Source organism: Paenibacillus terrae (genome assembly GCF_000943545.1).
Taxonomy (GTDB): Bacteria; Bacillota; Bacilli; order Paenibacillales; family Paenibacillaceae; genus Paenibacillus; species Paenibacillus terrae_A.
The window spans coordinates 64,662-81,901 of the sequence record NZ_JTHP01000017.1; the positions used below are offsets into that span (position 1 = coordinate 64,662).

A 17,240-nucleotide genomic window follows, 5' to 3' on the forward strand; every position below is an offset into this window, starting at 1 on the left:
ACATCACGTCTCCTTATAATCAACAATCACAAAAGCAGAGGCAATGTTGGGTTGATGTGTAATACTCAGGTGAATGCTGTAATCCGAGCTGCCCGCACCCGGCAGCCCCAGTCTGTCCCACGCAGGAGCAGACAAATAAACCGCTGGCTTGCCCCCAGGCTCCGGTAAAATATCCATATCGCCGAACCCGATGATCTGCCCGATTCCGCAGCCAAAGGCTTTCGTTATCGCTTCCTTCGCGGCAAAGCGCCCTGCTACAAACTCCGCCAGCCTGCCCCTTCGCTCCACAGCAAGGTCGCGTTCAGCCGGGGTCAACACCCGATTTAAAAAAGCGTCTGCATACTTGCCTGCCAATATGTCAGCCATCCGGCTTATTTCCAGCACATCATGTCCGATTCCGTAGATCATTTGGGTATTCCCCGTCCTTTTATACTTTACTGCCCCTATTGTAACAGCGTGTCCACATCATGGCGAGTCACAAAGCCGTAAAAGCGACACCAAAATATGTTAAAATAAGAGAGGCTATTTGCGAATGTTGATTTAGCTTATATGCCCATTTAAAATTCCCGTAGAAAGGAAGGATAGGATGTCAGAATCACTCGTTATTGAAGCAGGTACGGAAGCAGGAACAGAAGCGGTAATCCGGGCTTCCTGGTTTCCCGCCAAAAATACAGCCAAAAGCTTGCTCGTCATCGCTCATGGCTATAAGGGCTTCAAGGATTGGGGCATGTTCCCCTATATAGCAGAAGCCTTGAGCACAGACAACCATGTCGTAACCTTCAACTTTTCACATAACGGCATAGGTGAGGATCTAACGAATTTTACCGAGCTGGAAAAGTTCGCACGGAACACCTACAGCCGGGAACAAGAGGATTTGGACGTATTGCTGACAAATCTGCGAGCACGCCACGAGTTCAGAGAACTGCCGTTGTTTCTGTTAGGACACAGCCGAGGTGCGGGAAGCTGCTTCATATATGCGCTGGATCATCCGGACGAGGTTTCAGGCGTCATTTCATGGAATGGCGTGACTGACCTGGACCTGTTCACCTTGCCGCAAAAAGAAGAAATGCGGACCAAGGGGCGCAGCTACGTATCAAACGCCAGAACCGGGCAGCAGCTTCCGCTGGATCTTGTTATTTTGGAAGATCTGGAGCAAAATCGCCAACGCTTTGCCATCGTGGACAGGCTTAAAGACAGCCAACTGCCTGCCGTACTCATTCAGGGTACCGATGATTCCAAACGCCTGCGTGAAGGCTCTGCCCTGCTTACCTCGGTTCGTCCTGATATTGAATGGGTGCAAATTCAAGGGGGCAATCATACCTTCAATACCGTTCACCCGTTCCAGGGAAGCAGCCTTCCGCTGGATCAGGCGATTACCGAAACCCGCCGCTTTATTGAATGGATTACTAATTAAGCTACAACCTGTTGCCAAAATAAACGGCGATCCGCCGGGCGGATCGCCGCATTATTATTTTACAATTCCATAATTGTTCGCTGCTTAAATGCCTGGAATGCTTGTCCGCTTATGCGCTGTGCGTGTGAAGAAGCTTTCCAGCTTTTCACGTGCCGCCGGATCAATTTCCTTGCCTTCCAGATAGTCGCTGTTCGCTTCGTAAGAGATGCCCAGTTCTTTTTCATCCGTCTGGCCTTCCCACAATCCCGCTGTAGGGGCTTTGTCCAAAATGGCCTGCGGAACTCCCAGGTAACTCGCCAGCAAACGCACCTGACGTTTGTTCAGCGTGCTGAGCGGCGTGATATCAACGGCACCATCGCCCCATTTGGTATAAAAGCCTGTGATGGCTTCCGAGGCATGATCCGTACCCACAACGAGCAGATTCAGCTCATTCGCAAGCGCGTACTGAACCACCATACGTGTTCTCGCCTTCACATTCCCTCTCACTTGCGGAGTAATGGAACGCTCAAGACCGATATCCTTCAACGAATGCTCTACTTCCACGGCAACCTTGTCCACCGCTTCCTGAATGTTCGTTTCCCCAGCATATTTCAGGTCAAACGCTTTGGCTACCGCGTAGCTATGCTCGATATCTTCCTGCTTGCCATACGGCTGAAATACTCCAAGCGTTTTGTACTCTTCGCCCTGCTCCTGCGTCAGCTCATCCGTAGCCTGTTTGCACAAGGCAGCCGCTACGGCACTGTCGATCCCGCCGCTGATGGCGATCAGCAGACCCTTACTTCCGGTTTTCGTGACGTACGTCTTGAGGAAATCCACACGCTTGCGGACCTCAGCCTCTACGTTAATGGTAGGTTGTACTCCCAATTCAGCAATAATCTGTTCCTGCAAACTCATCAGATAAGCACCTCTTTTTTAGGAATTTCCTTCACAAGCCAACATGCAAAAGCCCCGGCAAGTTTCGCAAGCGAAAAATGCGGGGCCTAGCTTGAGCTGTTTTACCGGCAAAAACGGTCAAATGCACTGGTCAAATCAGCAGCGATTTGATCTGCCGAACGATCCTCCACCTGATGACGCTCGATGAAGTGAACCAGTTCGCCGTCTTTCAACAGCGCGATCGAAGGAGAAGATGGCGGATATGGTGCGAAAAATTCGCGTGCCTTCGCCGTTGCTTCCTTATCCTGACCAGCAAAAACCGTGTACAGGTGATCCGGTGTAATATCATGCTTCAGCGCTTCGGCTACACCCGGACGGCATTGACCTGCGGCACAACCGCACACCGAGTTCACAACGACCAGCACTGTACCTTTGGCATCAGGCAGCTTGGCCTCCACATCTTCCGGAGTACGCAGCTCCTGAATTCCGAGACTTGTCAGTTCTTCGCGCATCGGCTGAACAGAATCTCTCATATATTGATCAAAAGACATCGACATATTCGTTCACTCCTTTTCGAAAAATCATGTATATTACGTTGCTTAATTTCAGCCTCTGCCGTGTTAAAGACATGGACGTCTAATCTTTATTATACAATCTTTTTCACGCAATTTGCAAAAATCCAGACATATATTTGTACAATTATTTCTGTATGGAATTCATGGAAGGTGATTCAGAATGATCCCTGTGAGTTGGAATGGTTCTGCGCAATCGAACTTTAAACTGCGTTCCCATTCCCTCCACCGAATCTACGGTAATCGTACCGTGATGACGCTCTACAATACTTTGGCATAAGGCCAGGCCCAGACCTGTACCTTTCGTTTTGGTCGTGTAAAAAGGCTGGAACAGCTTTTCAAGCTGATTTTGCGGAATACCGGGACCCGTGTCCTTCACTTCCAGCTCCACAAAATCGCCCTCTTCATGCGTTGAAATCGTCAGCACACCTTTATCCCCCATAGCCTCCATCGCATTACGCGACAGATTGAGCAGCAATTGCTTCATTTCCTTAGAGTTCAAATGCAGCATTGCGACATGATCCTCCAGCTTCAGCTCGATCGTCTGTCCTCTCAGATTGGCATCTGCCCACAGCAGAGGAGTGAGTTCACGGATAATATCATGTAGATGGCATTGTTCCTTCTCGACAATTCGGTTCTGGGCAAGTGACAGAAAATCGTTAATAATTCCGTTCGCCCGATCCAGCTCCTCCATCACAATACGGTAGTAGTGACCGAGGGAGTCGGGACTCTTTTCGCGCATGAGCTGTAAAAATCCGCGCACAACCGCCATTGGATTGCGTATTTCATGAGTAATGCCTGCCGCCATCTGTCCGACCAGACTAAGCCTCTCGAAATTACCCAGCTCGCTGCGCAGTGTCTCCAGCTCTGTAATGTCCTGCAAGGCGATAATGACACCAGTCGTTTTGCTTACATGTTTATCACGAATGGGAAGGAAGCTTGAGAAAAACACTTTGGGAGGCACATTTATAAAATCAGCACCCGCCTCTCCTTCAAGAGCCCTCGCAACCCGCTCATTGACCACTGGTGCAGTGCTAAAACCCAACAGCGATGTCAAAGGACGACCCACCACCTCAGGCAGCGTAATAAACGGATCGACGTCCCGATAGAGTTCCAGCATCGTTTTGTTCATATGTATAACCCGTTCTTCGCTGTCCAGAGTGACCAGAGCTAACGGCATCAGATCCATAACTTGACGCAGCTTATCGGCTTCAATTAAATATTTGCTCGTAAACTCGGTCACATCCCGCCGCAACGCCAGCTTCTCGAAGGCATTTTGCATCAGACTGACGACCAAAAAGCTTGCCAGCACACCTGCTGCAATGTTCCAAAGCGTCGTAAGGAGATCAGGAACATATACCCAAACATCCTGTTTGCTCCACAGTAGCGAGAATAACGCCTTAAACAGCATATCAGCCGCAACATAAGCAGAAATAAGAAGTTTTTTGTCCAACAATGTACCTCTTTGAAAGAACTTGACGTGCAGCAGCATAAAAGGAAAAAGAATAAAACCCGTACCCACATACATTGGCGACATTGCCGTAGACTGGGCTATAATCAGAACACTGACCAGCGCAGAAGCGGCAAGAATAAATGCGGTGCGCCGTCTGCCGTACATGATGCCAACAGCGAGGGGGATAATCCCCAGATTGGAAGGTAGGCCATAAGGAGACTGATATTGAAAGAGCGAACATAGCAATATGGCTGGCAAGCAACACCAAAAAAGGATCCCTTGATTAGATCCGGAAAGCAGATTGCCACCCCAAACCTTTTTCTTATCCCCATAATCCGTTAATATAGAGAAAAAACCCGCCGACATCACGGCAAGGAGAACTTGAAGCACACTTTCCTTCAACGCAATTAACAAGGACTTCTCCCCCTCATCATCTTTCCTTGACGCCGTTAGTTGAATTAAAGCACAGGCTACAATATATTACAATATATGTGTTAAAATCCCGGTATAGAACGACAAAATCTGCGAAACACCAAATAGATATACAGATAACGTCTTTACGTATTTTCAGGAAAAATCGAGATGATGACTTCTACTATCCATATATGGACTAAGATACCTTTGTTGATCTATATATTGTACTCTAGAGCAAATGCAATCAGATACCCAAGATTATGATATGGTATATCTTTATACAGAAATACAGCGATAATGTGTATCTAAGGTAACGGTATTACGATATGGTGAAAATCCTGGTACCCTATTTTGAGTTTTCGAAAAATTTTTCAACAAAAAGGAAGAGGTTCATGACATACGACGTTATTGTGATTGGAGGCGGCTCAGCCGGATTAATGGCCGCTGCGGCAGCCAGCGGTGAGGGCGCCAAGGTGCTTTTACTCGAAAAAGGAAATAAACTCGGACGAAAGCTGGGTATTTCCGGTGGAGGGCGCTGCAACGTCACGAATGCAAAAGAGCTGGACGAGCTGATCCGGCATATCCCCGGCAATGGCCGTTTTCTGCACAGTGCGCTGGCGGCTTTTGGCAACCGGGATATCATCGCCTTTTTTGAACAACTGGGCATAGCCTTAAAGGAAGAAGACAACGGGCGTATGTTTCCGGTGACGGATAAGGCCAAAACAGTTGTCGATGCTTTGGTCAACAAGGTTCGTTCTCAAGGAGTCGACATTCGGACGGGTTGCCCCGTACAGGAGGTTCTATACAAAGAAGGCCATACTGCGGGGGTAAGACTGCGTTCCGGGGAAACCCTTCGCAGCCGCAACGTTATTGTCGCGGTCGGCGGCAAATCTGTTCCGCATACAGGCTCGGAAGGTGACGGCTACGCATGGGCCGAGCAAGCAGGACATACGATTACCGAGCTGTATCCAACGGAGGTACCGCTGACATCAGGTGAGACCTTTATTCAGACGAAGGAGCTACAGGGGCTATCCTTGCGCAATATCAGCCTGACCGTGTGGAATGCGAAGCAAAAGAAGGTAATCACCCACGAGGGAGACATGATTTTCACACACTTTGGCCTGTCTGGTCCCTCCGCCTTGCGATGCAGCCAGTTTGTCGTTAAAGGGATGAAAAAGGATAAGACTAGCACGGTACTGCTGACTCTGGATTTGCAGCCTCATAAGCATGCCGATGAAGTCTACCGTGAAACACTGGAGCTGGCGGCAGCAGATGCCAAAAAAGCAATTAAAAACGTACTCAAGCCTTATTTACCGGAACGCCTGATTCCGCTGCTGCTCCAGCAAACCGAGCTGCGTGAGGATTTGACGTACGATCATATTCCAAAGCAGCAATGGCAGGAGTTAGCCCATCGAATCAAGGCATTTCCGATTCGGGTGAACGGTACGCTCTCTCTGAAGGAGGCGTTCGTTACCGGAGGCGGTGTAAATTTGAAGGAAATCAATCCGAAAACGATGGAGTCCAAGCTGATGCCGGGATTGTTTTTCTGCGGCGAGATTTTGGATATTCACGGGTACACGGGCGGCTATAATATTACGGCGGCGTTTACCACGGGGCATACGGCGGGAACACAGGCGGCTTTAAACGAAATGCTGTAGGAGCGGGCTTGCTTTAGGAGTGTGGAGACGCTACGCGTAGGCTTTGATCTTACGATCGCTGTTGCTTCTCCAGATTCAAATCTTCCGCTACGCTGCAAACCGCCACTGCATCCTCGTTTTTTGGGGAGGTAGGAAAGGGAAATGAAAAAGACTTAAATCATTCGTATTACTGATTTAAGTCTTTTTTTAATTGAAGGCGTAACGACCAAAATCTATGCCATTTTCTTAAACCTCAATAATGATAGGTAAAATCATGGGTCTTCTCTTCGTCTGACCGTAAATAAACCGACCAACATCATCTTTTAACATCTGCTTAATCAGTCCCCACTGACTCATTTCGATTTCTGTTAACTCGTTCACTGTGGACATAATCGTGTCGTGGATCTGGCGCATGAGCTCTTCGGAATCCTTAACATATACAAAGCCTCTTGAAATGACCTCTGGTGTTGCGAGCATTTGCTTCTCGTTTTTGCTCAACGTCATCACAATAATCAGCATTCCGTCTGAAGAAAGCTTTTTACGGTCTCGCAGTACAATATTACCCACGTCACCTGTTACCAACCCGTCTACCAAGCTATTGCCGGCTGGTACTTTGGGCCCCAGGGATGCCCTTCCCTCTTCAATTTGAATAGTGTCACCGTTATGGACGATAAATACATTCTCCATCGGTATCCCCACAGACTCCGCTAGCTGACGATGCTGATACAACATCCTGAATTCACCGTGTATGGGAATCAAATACTCGGGTTTCATCAGGGTCATCATTAATTTTAACTCTTCCTGGCTGCCATGACCGGATACGTGCATCCCTGTGGTGCTGCCTGATCCATAAATAACGTTGGCGCCCAGTACGTACAGGTTATCAATGACTTGGGAAAGATTCCGTTCATTCCCGGGTATGGCTCCTGCAGCAATGATTACAGTATCACCAGGCAAAATTTCGATTCTGGGATGCAAGGAATTGGCTAGTCGGGACAGTGCAGCCATCGGCTCACCCTGACTTCCTGTACATAAAATAGCAATTTCTTCTGCAGGAAACCGCTCTGTTTCTCCCGCCTCAATCAACAAGTCCTCAGGCATGTGCAAGAAACCCAGCTCCTTAGCCACTGACACCACATTTATCATGCTGCGTCCCAGTAAAACGAGTTTCCTGCCTGTTTCCACAGCCGCGTCAATGACTTGCTGGACACGGTTAACATTGGAAGCAAACGTAGAAATAAATACTTGCTGTTTGGCTCTGGCGAATGCGTCCAGAATATGTCCGCCAACCAAACGCTCTGAAGGAGTAAATCCCGGTCTTTCGGCATTTGTACTTTCGGAAAGAAGCACTTTAACCCCTTGTTTTCCAATTTCGGCCATGCGATGAAGATCGGGGAAAGGTCCACTGACGGGAGACATATCGAATTTGAAATCTCCAGTATGGACCACATTTCCTTCCGGTGTCTGAAAAAAGATGCCCAAGCAATCAGGGATGCTGTGCACGGTGGTGAAAAAGGATGCCTGAATCGTTCCCGCTTGAACGGTTGAATCCGCATCTATAAGATGAAGCTCAGCATCACGTAAAAGGTTGTGTTCCCTTAACTTAATCTTAATCAATTCGATGGTGAGCTTTGTCCCATAAACGGGAATGTTGATCTGCTTCAGTAAATAAGGAATACCTCCGATGTGATCCTCATGTCCATGAGTCACAATGAGCGCTCTGACTTTATCCTGATTTTCCAGCAGATAGGTGACATCGGGCACAATGAGGTCAATACCAGGCAAGTTCTCATCAGGAAACTTGGAGCCACAATCGATAACGACAATATCCTGATCGTATTGGATGAAATACATGTTTTTCCCGATTTCATTAACACCGCCTAGAGCAGCAATGAGTAATCTATTATCAGCATGCATCAATTTTATTTCCTCCTTAGGAAAATGCTATCCATATTATTCATTTTCCACGTAAACTTATGCACAAAAAGAAACCCTTGTCTCTAAAAGACAGGGGCTCACACTTGATTTATTAAATACCCACCGCTGCCGAAATAGCAGCAAAAATAACAGCAACTAGCCACAGAATCGGGAATAGCTTGAGGATTACCTTTAGCCACTGTCCAAAGCTGATCCGGGCAATGGCCAATCCTGCCAGCAGTACGCCACCCGTCGGTGAAATGAGATTGGTTAACCCGTTACCGAATTGGTACGCTGTGACTACTGCTTCACGATTAATGCCTACAAGATCGCCAAGCGGTGCAAGTACAGGCATGGTTAGTGCAGCTTCCCCCGAAGAAGATGGGACCAGGAAAGTAATAATATTATGTGCAACCAACATAAACCTATGATCACTGCAGCGTAGATAAATTCTCCACACCCTTTTACAAAATTCTCAGCTATTTCCTTCTGGCTCATTTTGGTAACTATCCCGACAAAAATACCGAGTGCAAAGAAAAGGGCGCCGATTTCAGTCATATACCAGCCTTTGGCCAAAATTCCCCAGACAATTGCTCCAAGCGTTACAATAAATCCGCCTATAATTAATTTGTCCCGAAACGTGAAGACGACGTTCTCACCTGTGTTTTCTTTTATAAATTGCTCGCGGTTTATAATATCACTCTGAAACACAGGATTTTTCCGGATTTCGCTTAACCCGGTGCGCATACCACATCGTAAAGGCAATAGAAATCGCAGTAAATACAAGCCATTCAATAAATCTCAGCCAGAGCTGAGGATTACCATCCACTCCTGCTATCCCCTGAGCAATCAGAACTGAAAATGGGTTTACAGTCGAACCGACATATCCAATCTGCGTTCCCAAAAATAGAATAAGGATAGCCGTCATAGAATCGAAACCGAGGGCAAACATCAATGGAATAAAAATTGCATACAGCGGAATAATTTCTTCACTCATCCCAAAGGTGGAGCCTCCGAGACTGAAAATGACCATGGCAATGGGAATAAGCAGTATCCCCTTATGTTTCAGCCGTCCAGCAAGAACTGTCAAGGCACGATCAATGGCTCCTGTCTGCAAAATAATCCCGAAGGCACCACCCACAATAAGCACAAAGGAGACGACATCGGCGGCATTGATAATCCCCTCGATTGGAGCAGCGAGAATTTGTGGGAGTCCCTGCCTTAAATCACCCTTTTCACCAGTTTTGGGTACAGTATGATAAGTTCCCGAAACAATCGCCGTTTTGGTCACACCGTTCACTGTCACTTCATGACGCTCAAATTGTCCGCTCGGCACAATCCATGTCAATGCGGCGACTGTGATAATAATCAAAAATATTAATGTATAGCTATGGGGCAAGGATAATTTCCATTTCTTTTTCTCGGTGTTCATGTTTATCCCTCATTCCAAGAATGGTTATAAGTAACCTTCCCTCCCATAATGGTCAGTATCACTTGGGCATCCCTGATATCTCCAGCAGATGCATTCAGGAGGTTACGGTCAAAAACGGCGATGTCAGCATATTTCCCAGCCTCCAGCGTACCTGTGACTTCTTCCATATAACAATGTCTGGCTCCATTAATGGTCCATGCCTTTAAAACCTCGGATGGCGGCATCCCCCGATCGGGATACCAACCTCCAGCAGGTGATCCATCCGGAAATAATCGATGAGAAGCTGAGTACAGTGAATCGGGAACACTGGTGATAAATAAGGGCAGATCAGTCCCAATGGTTATCGGCACGTTAGCTTCCAGCATGGATTTATAATTATAAAAGCGGTATTCATTCCCTTTGCCTGCTACAACAGACATATAAGCCTCTTCATAGGTAGGATTCAGTAGCAGGATTTGGGCGTAGACTTCAGCAAAAATTTCGTGCTCACCCATTCTGATCAGATCATCTGGATGAGGGTATTCCATATCACTAATAGAATGCCTGATATGGTTATTACCTTGTCGGTCACGGCATTTAATAATCATGGATACCGCTTGACGAATTGCTGCATCGCCTTCCGCAGTCAGGCAGCATTTGATCCCTAGACTGTCGGCTTCCAGCACAGATTCTTCAATCTTGTTGTAATCAACGGGCCTCAGCGTCGTTACTCCGGGCATATCTGCGTAGGGTTCCAGCATGTCTCCCGTATGATCTGCTACGACACCGTCAAGCATCAGCTTGTATCCTTGGAAGCGAATGTGGTCTCCATTATAAAGGGCTTTATATTGGGTACCCGTGGAAATATCCAGCGGTTCAACGACTGGTTCAAGCGCAAAATGAAATCTGAGCAGCAGTTCATCCTCATCTTGCAGTTCTTTGACAATAGGTAGCAACTCGCTATGTCTGTCAAAGCCAATATCTTTTATAGAAGTAACTCCCCTTGCGGCTAGCATCCGGCTAAACTCCATAAACTCTTGCTTAACCAGGCTGTGGTCCTGCATCATAGCCTGGAGCAGCAAAGCGCGTGCTTCAGCACTGCATTGATCCGGCGAAAATTGATATTTATCCTGAGCCAATCGGTTCATCCAGCAGTAGCTTTTATTTAGATTAATAGCGATGACCGCCCGCTCGGGAAACAGCTCGTCCAACAAGCTTTGCTCAGGCAGGCTGCCCCAATTTTCCTCGCTCCATCCGTAAGCGTTTACATCTTTTCCTGACGGAAGGTTGCTTGCCTCCTGTAGCATTAACTTTATTGCTTCTTCTATCGAGGCTGTATGAGTTAGATCCACGCCCCGATGCATCGATATATATCCGGTAAAAAATACATGGTTATCATGAACTCCTGGCATAACAAAGGCATCACCCAAATCATAGACAACCGTTTCCACTCCTATCCAAGCTTGTGCTTCTTCGGGACGTCCCACTGCTGCAATCCGGTCTCCTCGCAGTGCAATAAACCCAGGTGAAGCTTCATCTTCCAAGCCATTAAAAATAGCATTTGACAGCAGGACCTTGTCCGCCAATGCATCATTCTTCCGTTGCATATTTTCACCACCTTCATTATTTATTCAGCAATAATATAACGTAATATAACGTTATATTATTGCTTCTGCTTCTCCCCACTGGGTGGAAGCAGAAGCTGCGTCGTACCTGAACAGCCTTGCATTACAGGCGACGGATTTATATTGAGAATTGATAACGGTCTCCGATGATGTACTGCTTACCTACATGAACGGGGCTTCCATGCTGATCATAAATAATCGTATGCATGTAGAACAATGCTTGCCCGATGGCCGTCTCCAGCAGCTTTGCCTGGTATTCATCTGCCAAAGAGATTTGTAATATCGTCTCACCCGGTTGATTGGGATCGATGCTGTATTTATTACGCAGTAGTTCGTACACAGACCCCTCCAACTGCTCGTCCATTAGAAAAGCAAATCGGTCATAAGGATAAAAATTATTCTCCAGCATGAGCGGGCGATCACCAGCGTATCTTTTGCGCTGAATATATAGCACTTTTTCTCCTTGCTGCAGCTGCAACTGAGGTGCAATTTCCTCATCTGCTTCCAGGATTTCACGTTCTGTGACCACACTGTGTGAAGAGAGCCCGTTGGATTTGCAGGCAGCCGTAAAGCTGATTACATGTTCAATCCTCCGACCGATCTTGGGTACATTAACAAAGGTGCCTTTCCCTTGACGTTTGGTCAGATAACCTTCATGAACCAATTCGGCAATTGCCTTTCTTACGGTAATTCGACTTACATTATAGGTCTCGCTTAGCTCCGTTTCGGTCGGTATACGACCTCCCTGTGTGAATGTTCCATTATGAATAGCGGTTTTGACCGCTTTTTGTAATTGAATATATAATGGCTCTGCCTGTTCTGAATTTAGCATACGATACCCTCACTTGTCATATAACGTTATATCACTCCCACTAAGAGTATCAAATGTTACATATTTTTACAAGTGAAGATATTTGAAAATGATTAATAACGAACGCCGTATCCGAAAGAGCCTTCTACCAGACAGCTCTGAGCGGCAACCCTTGAGCCTTCGGCCATAGCGTCCTGAATGGCGCCGTTTTTCAAAAAGCTCAGTAAAAAGGCAGTAATATACGAGTCCCCTGCCCCCATTGTATCCACTGCGTCAACGGATTCAGGCATTTGGAAATAAAACCTTGTTCCATCATAGGCGATAGATCTGTCTCCACCGTGTGTAGCAACCAGTATTTGTCCTTCTTTTTTTCGTTTAGAGCGGATATAATTTTGTGTCTCTTCGTCTGTCATATGGCTGCATGAGAAAAAAGCAAAATTAGCATGCGTAATATATTGTTCCACCTGTGTATCTGTAAAATCATCCGAGAAGTCAAAGGAAAGAGGAATTTCCAGCGCCTCCAATTCAGGCAGCAAATGTCCCGTATGACTGTACAAGCCGGTGTGAATAAGATCGAACCCGCGAAGATAAGCCTTATCCTCTTCGCTCAGTTCCAGTGGATGGAGGCGGGTAACTCCTCCCTCATTGCTACCCAGAAAGACTCTGTCTCCCTCTTCCAATGTTACACGTGCACAACCGTTCTCCCCGCTGTGATACCTGCACCGTGAGATGTCAATGTCTAGCTCACGGAGGATGTGTTCTACATGTCGCCCTTCGTTATCGTCCCCAAATACTCCTATAAAGGCAGCATCTACTCCCGCCCTTTTGGCAAACACACTGAAATTAAGCGCATTGCCGCCAGGGTACATCATGCGCAAATGAACATATTTATCTACCACATTATCGCCAATGCCTAGAACTTTCATGATGGTTTCCTCCTGTTGGTAAGTGCGCTTAGTAAGCTACTTTGCCCATATAACGGCGAGTTTCCAGTGGATGATTGCGTACATTAGCGAGTGCTTCACGATACACACATACAATGCTGTAAAATAAAACCGGATTAAAAAACTCTACGACCTCGTCAGGAATGGTTCCGATTCCAAGCTCCTTCGCATCGATCACTTCCACTTTCTCGGCATATTGGTTCAGGAAAGTCCGCGCCCGCTCATCCAGCGCCCGTGTGCGTCCTTCATTGATCATCAGAATAAATGGAGTTTCCTTATCTGTAACTTCAAACGGGCCGTGGAAAAACTCACCGGAGTGGATTGAGGCCGCATGAAGCCATTGCATTTCCATCAGAGAGCAGATCGCAAATCCGTAGGCATGTCCATAAGAAGCTCCGCTGGTCAGGATATAGAAGAGTTCCTCCTTGCGATACTTGTCGGCAAATACACTAGCACGTGGTTCAACTTGCTTTTTGGCCCGGTTTATAATCCCGTTGATTGCCCCCAGTCCGTTCTGGAAAGATTGGTAATGTGCGTAGCCTTCAGTGATATGAAGCAATTCAACAGTAAGCTCCATAATAATGGCCATCGGGTTATTTTTCACATCACTCTCTTCTCCCCATTCATAGAGGAAAACATAATCAGAGTAGTTGAGCAGTGTCGCTTCACTGTTGTGGGTTAAGCCGATCGTGTAAGCACCTTTCTCTTTAGCTGATTTAGCAGCCGCTACCGATTCTGGTGTATTTCCTCCGTGAGAGCAAACGATGACTACTGAGTTTTGACCTAGCCGTTTTGGCAGCGCATGCACAAATTCATTCGCCGTATACATCCCTGTAACCAGCTTCTTTGCTTCACTATCGAGAAAATATTTTGAGGGATACATATCGACTAATGACCCCCCGCAGGCTACCAAATAAACCTCGGAAATCTCTCCACTCATTTGTTCAAAAATCGTCTGAACTGTCTGATGTACATTCATTTTTATCTCTCCTTTTTATATAACGTTATATAACGTATTGTTTACGAGATAAATATAAGCGCTTTCATAAAAAGTGTCAAGCCCAATTATTCTGTGAAAAAAATTATTTTTATAACCTGTCATTAAAAAAAGCTCTAATCCTTTTGTGCACGGAATTAGAGCTCCTTTTTGGATTCAACTTTTAGCCACAATTAACAAATCAGAAGCAACCACTTGGTCGGTCATTTCGCTCATTCATGTAAAGTCAGATGTGAACGCTGCCAGAAAAGCCGTCTACATCGTCTTCGGGTTGATGATCGGAGCTGACGTTGTGCTCCCTTGTCTTCTTGCTGTTCGTTTGGGAGGAACCGTTCTTATACGCTTCGCTCCAATCTTCGTTGATGATGTGCGCGGGAATAATCCAATCCTCCGAACGATAGCCCGGATTTGGCACCCACACACTTCCTTGCAAGCCAGGAATGGTACCCGATTCGGAAGTGTGGTTCCCAGCCTCAAGCATGCTGCCCTCATAGGCTTGGCAAATCTCCAGTGCAGATAGTACATCCTGGTTCTCAATATGAACACTCAGACCTGTGTCACCGTTTGTGCTGGCAGTGTACCCGATTTCTTTTAATGTTTCACAGGCTCGGACGGCCTGCTGCGGATCACGAAATTGAAAACGGAAAGAGCCCGTCTCCATGTGCCTCATCTCCTCTGATGTATCTTATTTTGGGTCCAAAATATATGTTATTTTTTAATATAACCATCTGGGACGGAATTTTTACATTCAAAACCTTTATTTTTCAAAAATTTACTTTAAAGCTTTGAAATTAAATAGTTAAAAAAACAGCTACTGTGACAAATCGCATGTTCTCATTACGTAAATCCCTTTATGCTAGTAACAAGGGTATGGTTGCCCGGTCATCCAAGCCGAGCGGTCAAAGGATGCCCAAATCCATACATAAAGGCGGAATGAAGATGATAGATTACCGGACACTGGTGACACAGCAATCCATGCATTTGTATAGCGTGTTTGGCAAGTCATTCAAAAGTGTAAATGAGCATGCGGTTGCTGGCATCAAAACGGTGGGCTTCAACCCAACGGCCTTCGCCGTAATGGAAGTTTTGTATCACAAGGGAGCGCAGCCAATCCAGCAAATTGGAGCAAAGCTGTTACTGCAAAGCGGAAATGTCACCTATGTTATCGACAAGCTGGAAAGCCGCGGTTATTTGCACCGTCACCCGTGCGACCAGGATCGCCGGATTATATATGCGGAATTGACGGACGAAGGACAACGCGTCATGGACGAAATTTACCCTGACTATACACGTCAGATTGAACGTGCTTTTAGCGGAATCAGCGAAACCGAAAGAGATCAGCTTATCGGTTTGCTCAAAAAGCTGGGCCGTAGCGCTGACAACCTGTCACCCTATCACAAATAGAATGAATAGTAGTTTTAGCAAATGATCGTTTGTGAATAAACGAACAATCTTATTGCTGTGCTAAACGAAAATTAGATTTACACCAGAAAAGTCCACCCTTATATTCATGGGTGGACTTTTTATATACCTGAATAGAGCGAAATATGCCCAATCTTACGAGCAGCTCACAATACCCGCTAACGATTAAAATGCTTGATCACTACATTGTTAAAAATAGCCGGGCCGCCATCGGTAAAAAGAGTAATTCCCTGATCCTCTAATCGCGGGAATATTAAACTGGAATACGCTACTTCTCCGTCATCTACAAAGACTTCAATGCTGGTTTTATCGACGAGAATTTTCAGGTGAACGTTTTTCTTAGTGGCATCAAAAGGCGCCCTGTTCTCTATATATTTTCCACTCTGATCCGGCTGCCCGGTGTTGGCTCTATTTACGTAGGAGTATTGCCCATCCACCGAAACACCCACATCCACATGACGCTTGCCGTCCGCTGACTCTCGAAGCCTGAATCCCGCATTTTTGATCATTGACCAAGATACATCCGCCTCTAACTGATAGGCATCGCCTGCTACCGGAAGCGGGTGAGCACCCTCTACCTTGATCTGTCCAAATGATTCCGTTGAGGTTTGGAATTGCTCCAAAGCTTTTATCGGCTGTGAAACCAAGCGATATCCGGCATCTGCTGTATGCTTCAACCGAATTTGACGAACAATCGAATCCATTCCATTAAAGCCTTCCTTCAGGGTAGGCGTGTTATGGGCATAATCCCAATTGTTCATCCAGGCCAGAGCATAACGGTGACTGTATTTATCTTTGTCTTTCCCATCCTCGAACGTAACTGCACCATACCAGTCAAAGCCATAATCCAGCCACTCAGGCTCACTGCGATCAGGGAGAAATGCTTCTCCATTAAAATCTCCCGTCCAGTAGGCATACGTGTTGGGTCCACCTGTCGATTTGCTATTTGCGCTCACGCCCAGAATCCATTGATAGCTTCCATCATCCGCCCGCATCTGGTAAAGGTCAGGACATTCCACAAGCCCGATATTTTCCGTTTGAAAGCCGCTCGTATAACGCCAATCCTTTAAATTATCAGACTCGTAAAAGCCAATCTTCGTTCCTTCCGCCATGACCATCATCCATTGATTACGTTGAATATCTCGGATGATTTTGGGATCTCTGAAGTCCTTTGTACCGGGGTTGGACATCACAGGCTTGTTGCGGTAAGAAGTAAACGTCTTGCCTTTGTCCGTACTGTACCACAAAAATTGTTCCTGCTTTCCTCCATCTGCGGAGGGCTGTGTCACAATGGCTACCAGCGTGCCTTTTCCAAAACCTGCGGTGTTATTATCGTCGATCACGACTGAACCGGACCAAGGATCTCCATTCGGGTTCGTATATTTGGGAATCGCCACCCCTTCATCTTTCCAATGAACCAGGTCGGTAGATGTGGCATGTCGCCATTCTGTACCGTTCTTTTTGGGATAGTCACGATTATATAAATAGTAATAATGATATTTTCCATCGAAATAAATGGGGCGTTGAGGATCATTCTTCCACTTATCCGGAACGGTAAAATGATAGGAAGCCCGGTAGGTTGGCCTCTTCTGTGTTTCTAGACTTTCACTTTTAGCCGGGTGATAAAGACTCCAGCCTATCGGTAATAAAATACTTAAGCCCACGATGACCACGATGGATCGTATCCAAATGCTCTTAGAAGCTATGTTTTTCATCATGACGATCCTCCCAACTCTCTTTGTCTGGATTG

The 17,240-nt window shown here is 46.4% G+C and carries 15 protein-coding genes and 1 pseudogene; 3 read left to right on the forward strand and 13 right to left on the reverse strand.

What is annotated here, in order from left to right; translation table 11 throughout:
• Positions 1–3 precede the first annotated feature (3 nt).
• Positions 4–408: a holo-ACP synthase gene (acpS, locus tag QD47_RS10790; RefSeq protein ID WP_044646125.1), complete on the reverse strand. Its 405-nt coding sequence runs from the start codon at positions 406–408 to the stop codon at positions 4–6.
• A 178-nt stretch (positions 409–586) separates the two neighbouring features.
• On the opposite strand from acpS, the gene QD47_RS10795 reads away from it, so the two are divergent.
• The gene (locus QD47_RS10795; RefSeq protein ID WP_044646126.1) at positions 587–1,414 is read left to right on the forward strand and encodes an alpha/beta hydrolase family protein; all 828 of its coding nucleotides are present in this window, start codon (positions 587–589) and stop codon (positions 1,412–1,414) included.
• Between the two features lie 84 nt (positions 1,415–1,498).
• On the opposite strand, the gene nadE is transcribed toward QD47_RS10795, so the two are convergent.
• The 3 genes from nadE to QD47_RS10810 all read right to left on the reverse strand — a co-directional run bounded on the left by nadE (position 1,499) and on the right by QD47_RS10810 (position 4,726).
• Positions 1,499–2,308 carry an ammonia-dependent NAD(+) synthetase gene (nadE, locus tag QD47_RS10800; RefSeq protein WP_044646127.1) on the reverse strand — a complete coding sequence of 270 codons (810 nt, stop codon included), beginning with the start codon at positions 2,306–2,308 and terminating at the stop codon, positions 1,499–1,501.
• Positions 2,309–2,409: 101 nt separating this feature from the next.
• The gene (locus QD47_RS10805; RefSeq protein ID WP_044646128.1) at positions 2,410–2,844 is read right to left on the reverse strand and encodes a BrxA/BrxB family bacilliredoxin; all 435 of its coding nucleotides are present in this window, start codon (positions 2,842–2,844) and stop codon (positions 2,410–2,412) included.
• Positions 2,845–2,986: 142 nt separating this feature from the next.
• Positions 2,987–4,726: a two-component system sensor histidine kinase NtrB gene (locus QD47_RS10810; protein ID WP_044646129.1), complete on the reverse strand. Its 1,740-nt coding sequence runs from the start codon at positions 4,724–4,726 to the stop codon at positions 2,987–2,989.
• Positions 4,727–5,118: 392 nt separating this feature from the next.
• Between QD47_RS10810 and QD47_RS10815 the strand changes: the two genes are divergently transcribed.
• A complete protein-coding gene (locus tag QD47_RS10815) occupies positions 5,119–6,384 on the forward strand; it encodes a BaiN/RdsA family NAD(P)/FAD-dependent oxidoreductase (protein ID WP_044646130.1) in 1,266 nt (421 codons plus the stop codon).
• Between the two features lie 225 nt (positions 6,385–6,609).
• Here the strand turns inward: QD47_RS10815 and QD47_RS10820 are convergent, their stop codons facing one another.
• The 8 genes and pseudogenes from QD47_RS10820 to QD47_RS10850 form a co-directional block, all read right to left on the reverse strand.
• Positions 6,610–8,280 carry a ribonuclease J gene (locus QD47_RS10820; protein ID WP_044646131.1) on the reverse strand — a complete coding sequence of 557 codons (1,671 nt, stop codon included), beginning with the start codon at positions 8,278–8,280 and terminating at the stop codon, positions 6,610–6,612.
• 112 nt (positions 8,281–8,392) lie between these two features.
• Positions 8,393–9,027 (reverse strand): annotated as a pseudogene (locus QD47_RS33100) (hypothetical protein).
• Positions 8,978–9,712, reverse strand: a complete 735-nt coding sequence (locus QD47_RS33105) for a TRAP transporter large permease subunit (RefSeq protein WP_235332242.1) — start codon at positions 9,710–9,712, stop codon at positions 8,978–8,980. Before QD47_RS33105 ends, QD47_RS33100 begins: the two are co-directional and overlap by 50 nt.
• Positions 9,713–9,714: 2 nt before the next feature.
• Positions 9,715–11,298, reverse strand: coding sequence for an amidohydrolase (locus tag QD47_RS10830; RefSeq protein WP_044646132.1), 1,584 nt, complete (start codon positions 11,296–11,298; stop codon positions 9,715–9,717).
• A 136-nt stretch (positions 11,299–11,434) separates the two neighbouring features.
• Entirely contained in the window at positions 11,435–12,148 is a 714-nt protein-coding gene (locus QD47_RS10835) for a GntR family transcriptional regulator (RefSeq protein WP_044646133.1), read from the reverse strand.
• 92 nt (positions 12,149–12,240) lie between these two features.
• Positions 12,241–13,053 (reverse strand): fructoselysine 6-kinase, encoded by an 813-nt coding sequence (locus QD47_RS10840; protein WP_044646134.1) that lies wholly within the window; start codon positions 13,051–13,053, stop codon positions 12,241–12,243.
• A 28-nt stretch (positions 13,054–13,081) separates the two neighbouring features.
• Entirely contained in the window at positions 13,082–14,050 is a 969-nt protein-coding gene (locus QD47_RS10845; protein WP_044646135.1) for an SIS domain-containing protein, read from the reverse strand.
• A 244-nt stretch (positions 14,051–14,294) separates the two neighbouring features.
• Positions 14,295–14,729, reverse strand: coding sequence for a hypothetical protein (locus QD47_RS10850; protein ID WP_044646136.1), 435 nt, complete (start codon positions 14,727–14,729; stop codon positions 14,295–14,297).
• A gap of 278 nt (positions 14,730–15,007) precedes the next feature.
• On the opposite strand from QD47_RS10850, the gene QD47_RS10855 reads away from it, so the two are divergent.
• Entirely contained in the window at positions 15,008–15,472 is a 465-nt protein-coding gene (locus QD47_RS10855) for a MarR family winged helix-turn-helix transcriptional regulator (protein ID WP_014279758.1), read from the forward strand.
• A 176-nt stretch (positions 15,473–15,648) separates the two neighbouring features.
• Here QD47_RS10855 and QD47_RS10860 read toward each other — a convergent pair whose 3' ends face one another.
• Positions 15,649–17,205, reverse strand: coding sequence for a glycoside hydrolase family 32 protein (locus tag QD47_RS10860; RefSeq protein ID WP_044646137.1), 1,557 nt, complete (start codon positions 17,203–17,205; stop codon positions 15,649–15,651).
• Positions 17,206–17,240: the final 35 nt, after the last annotated feature.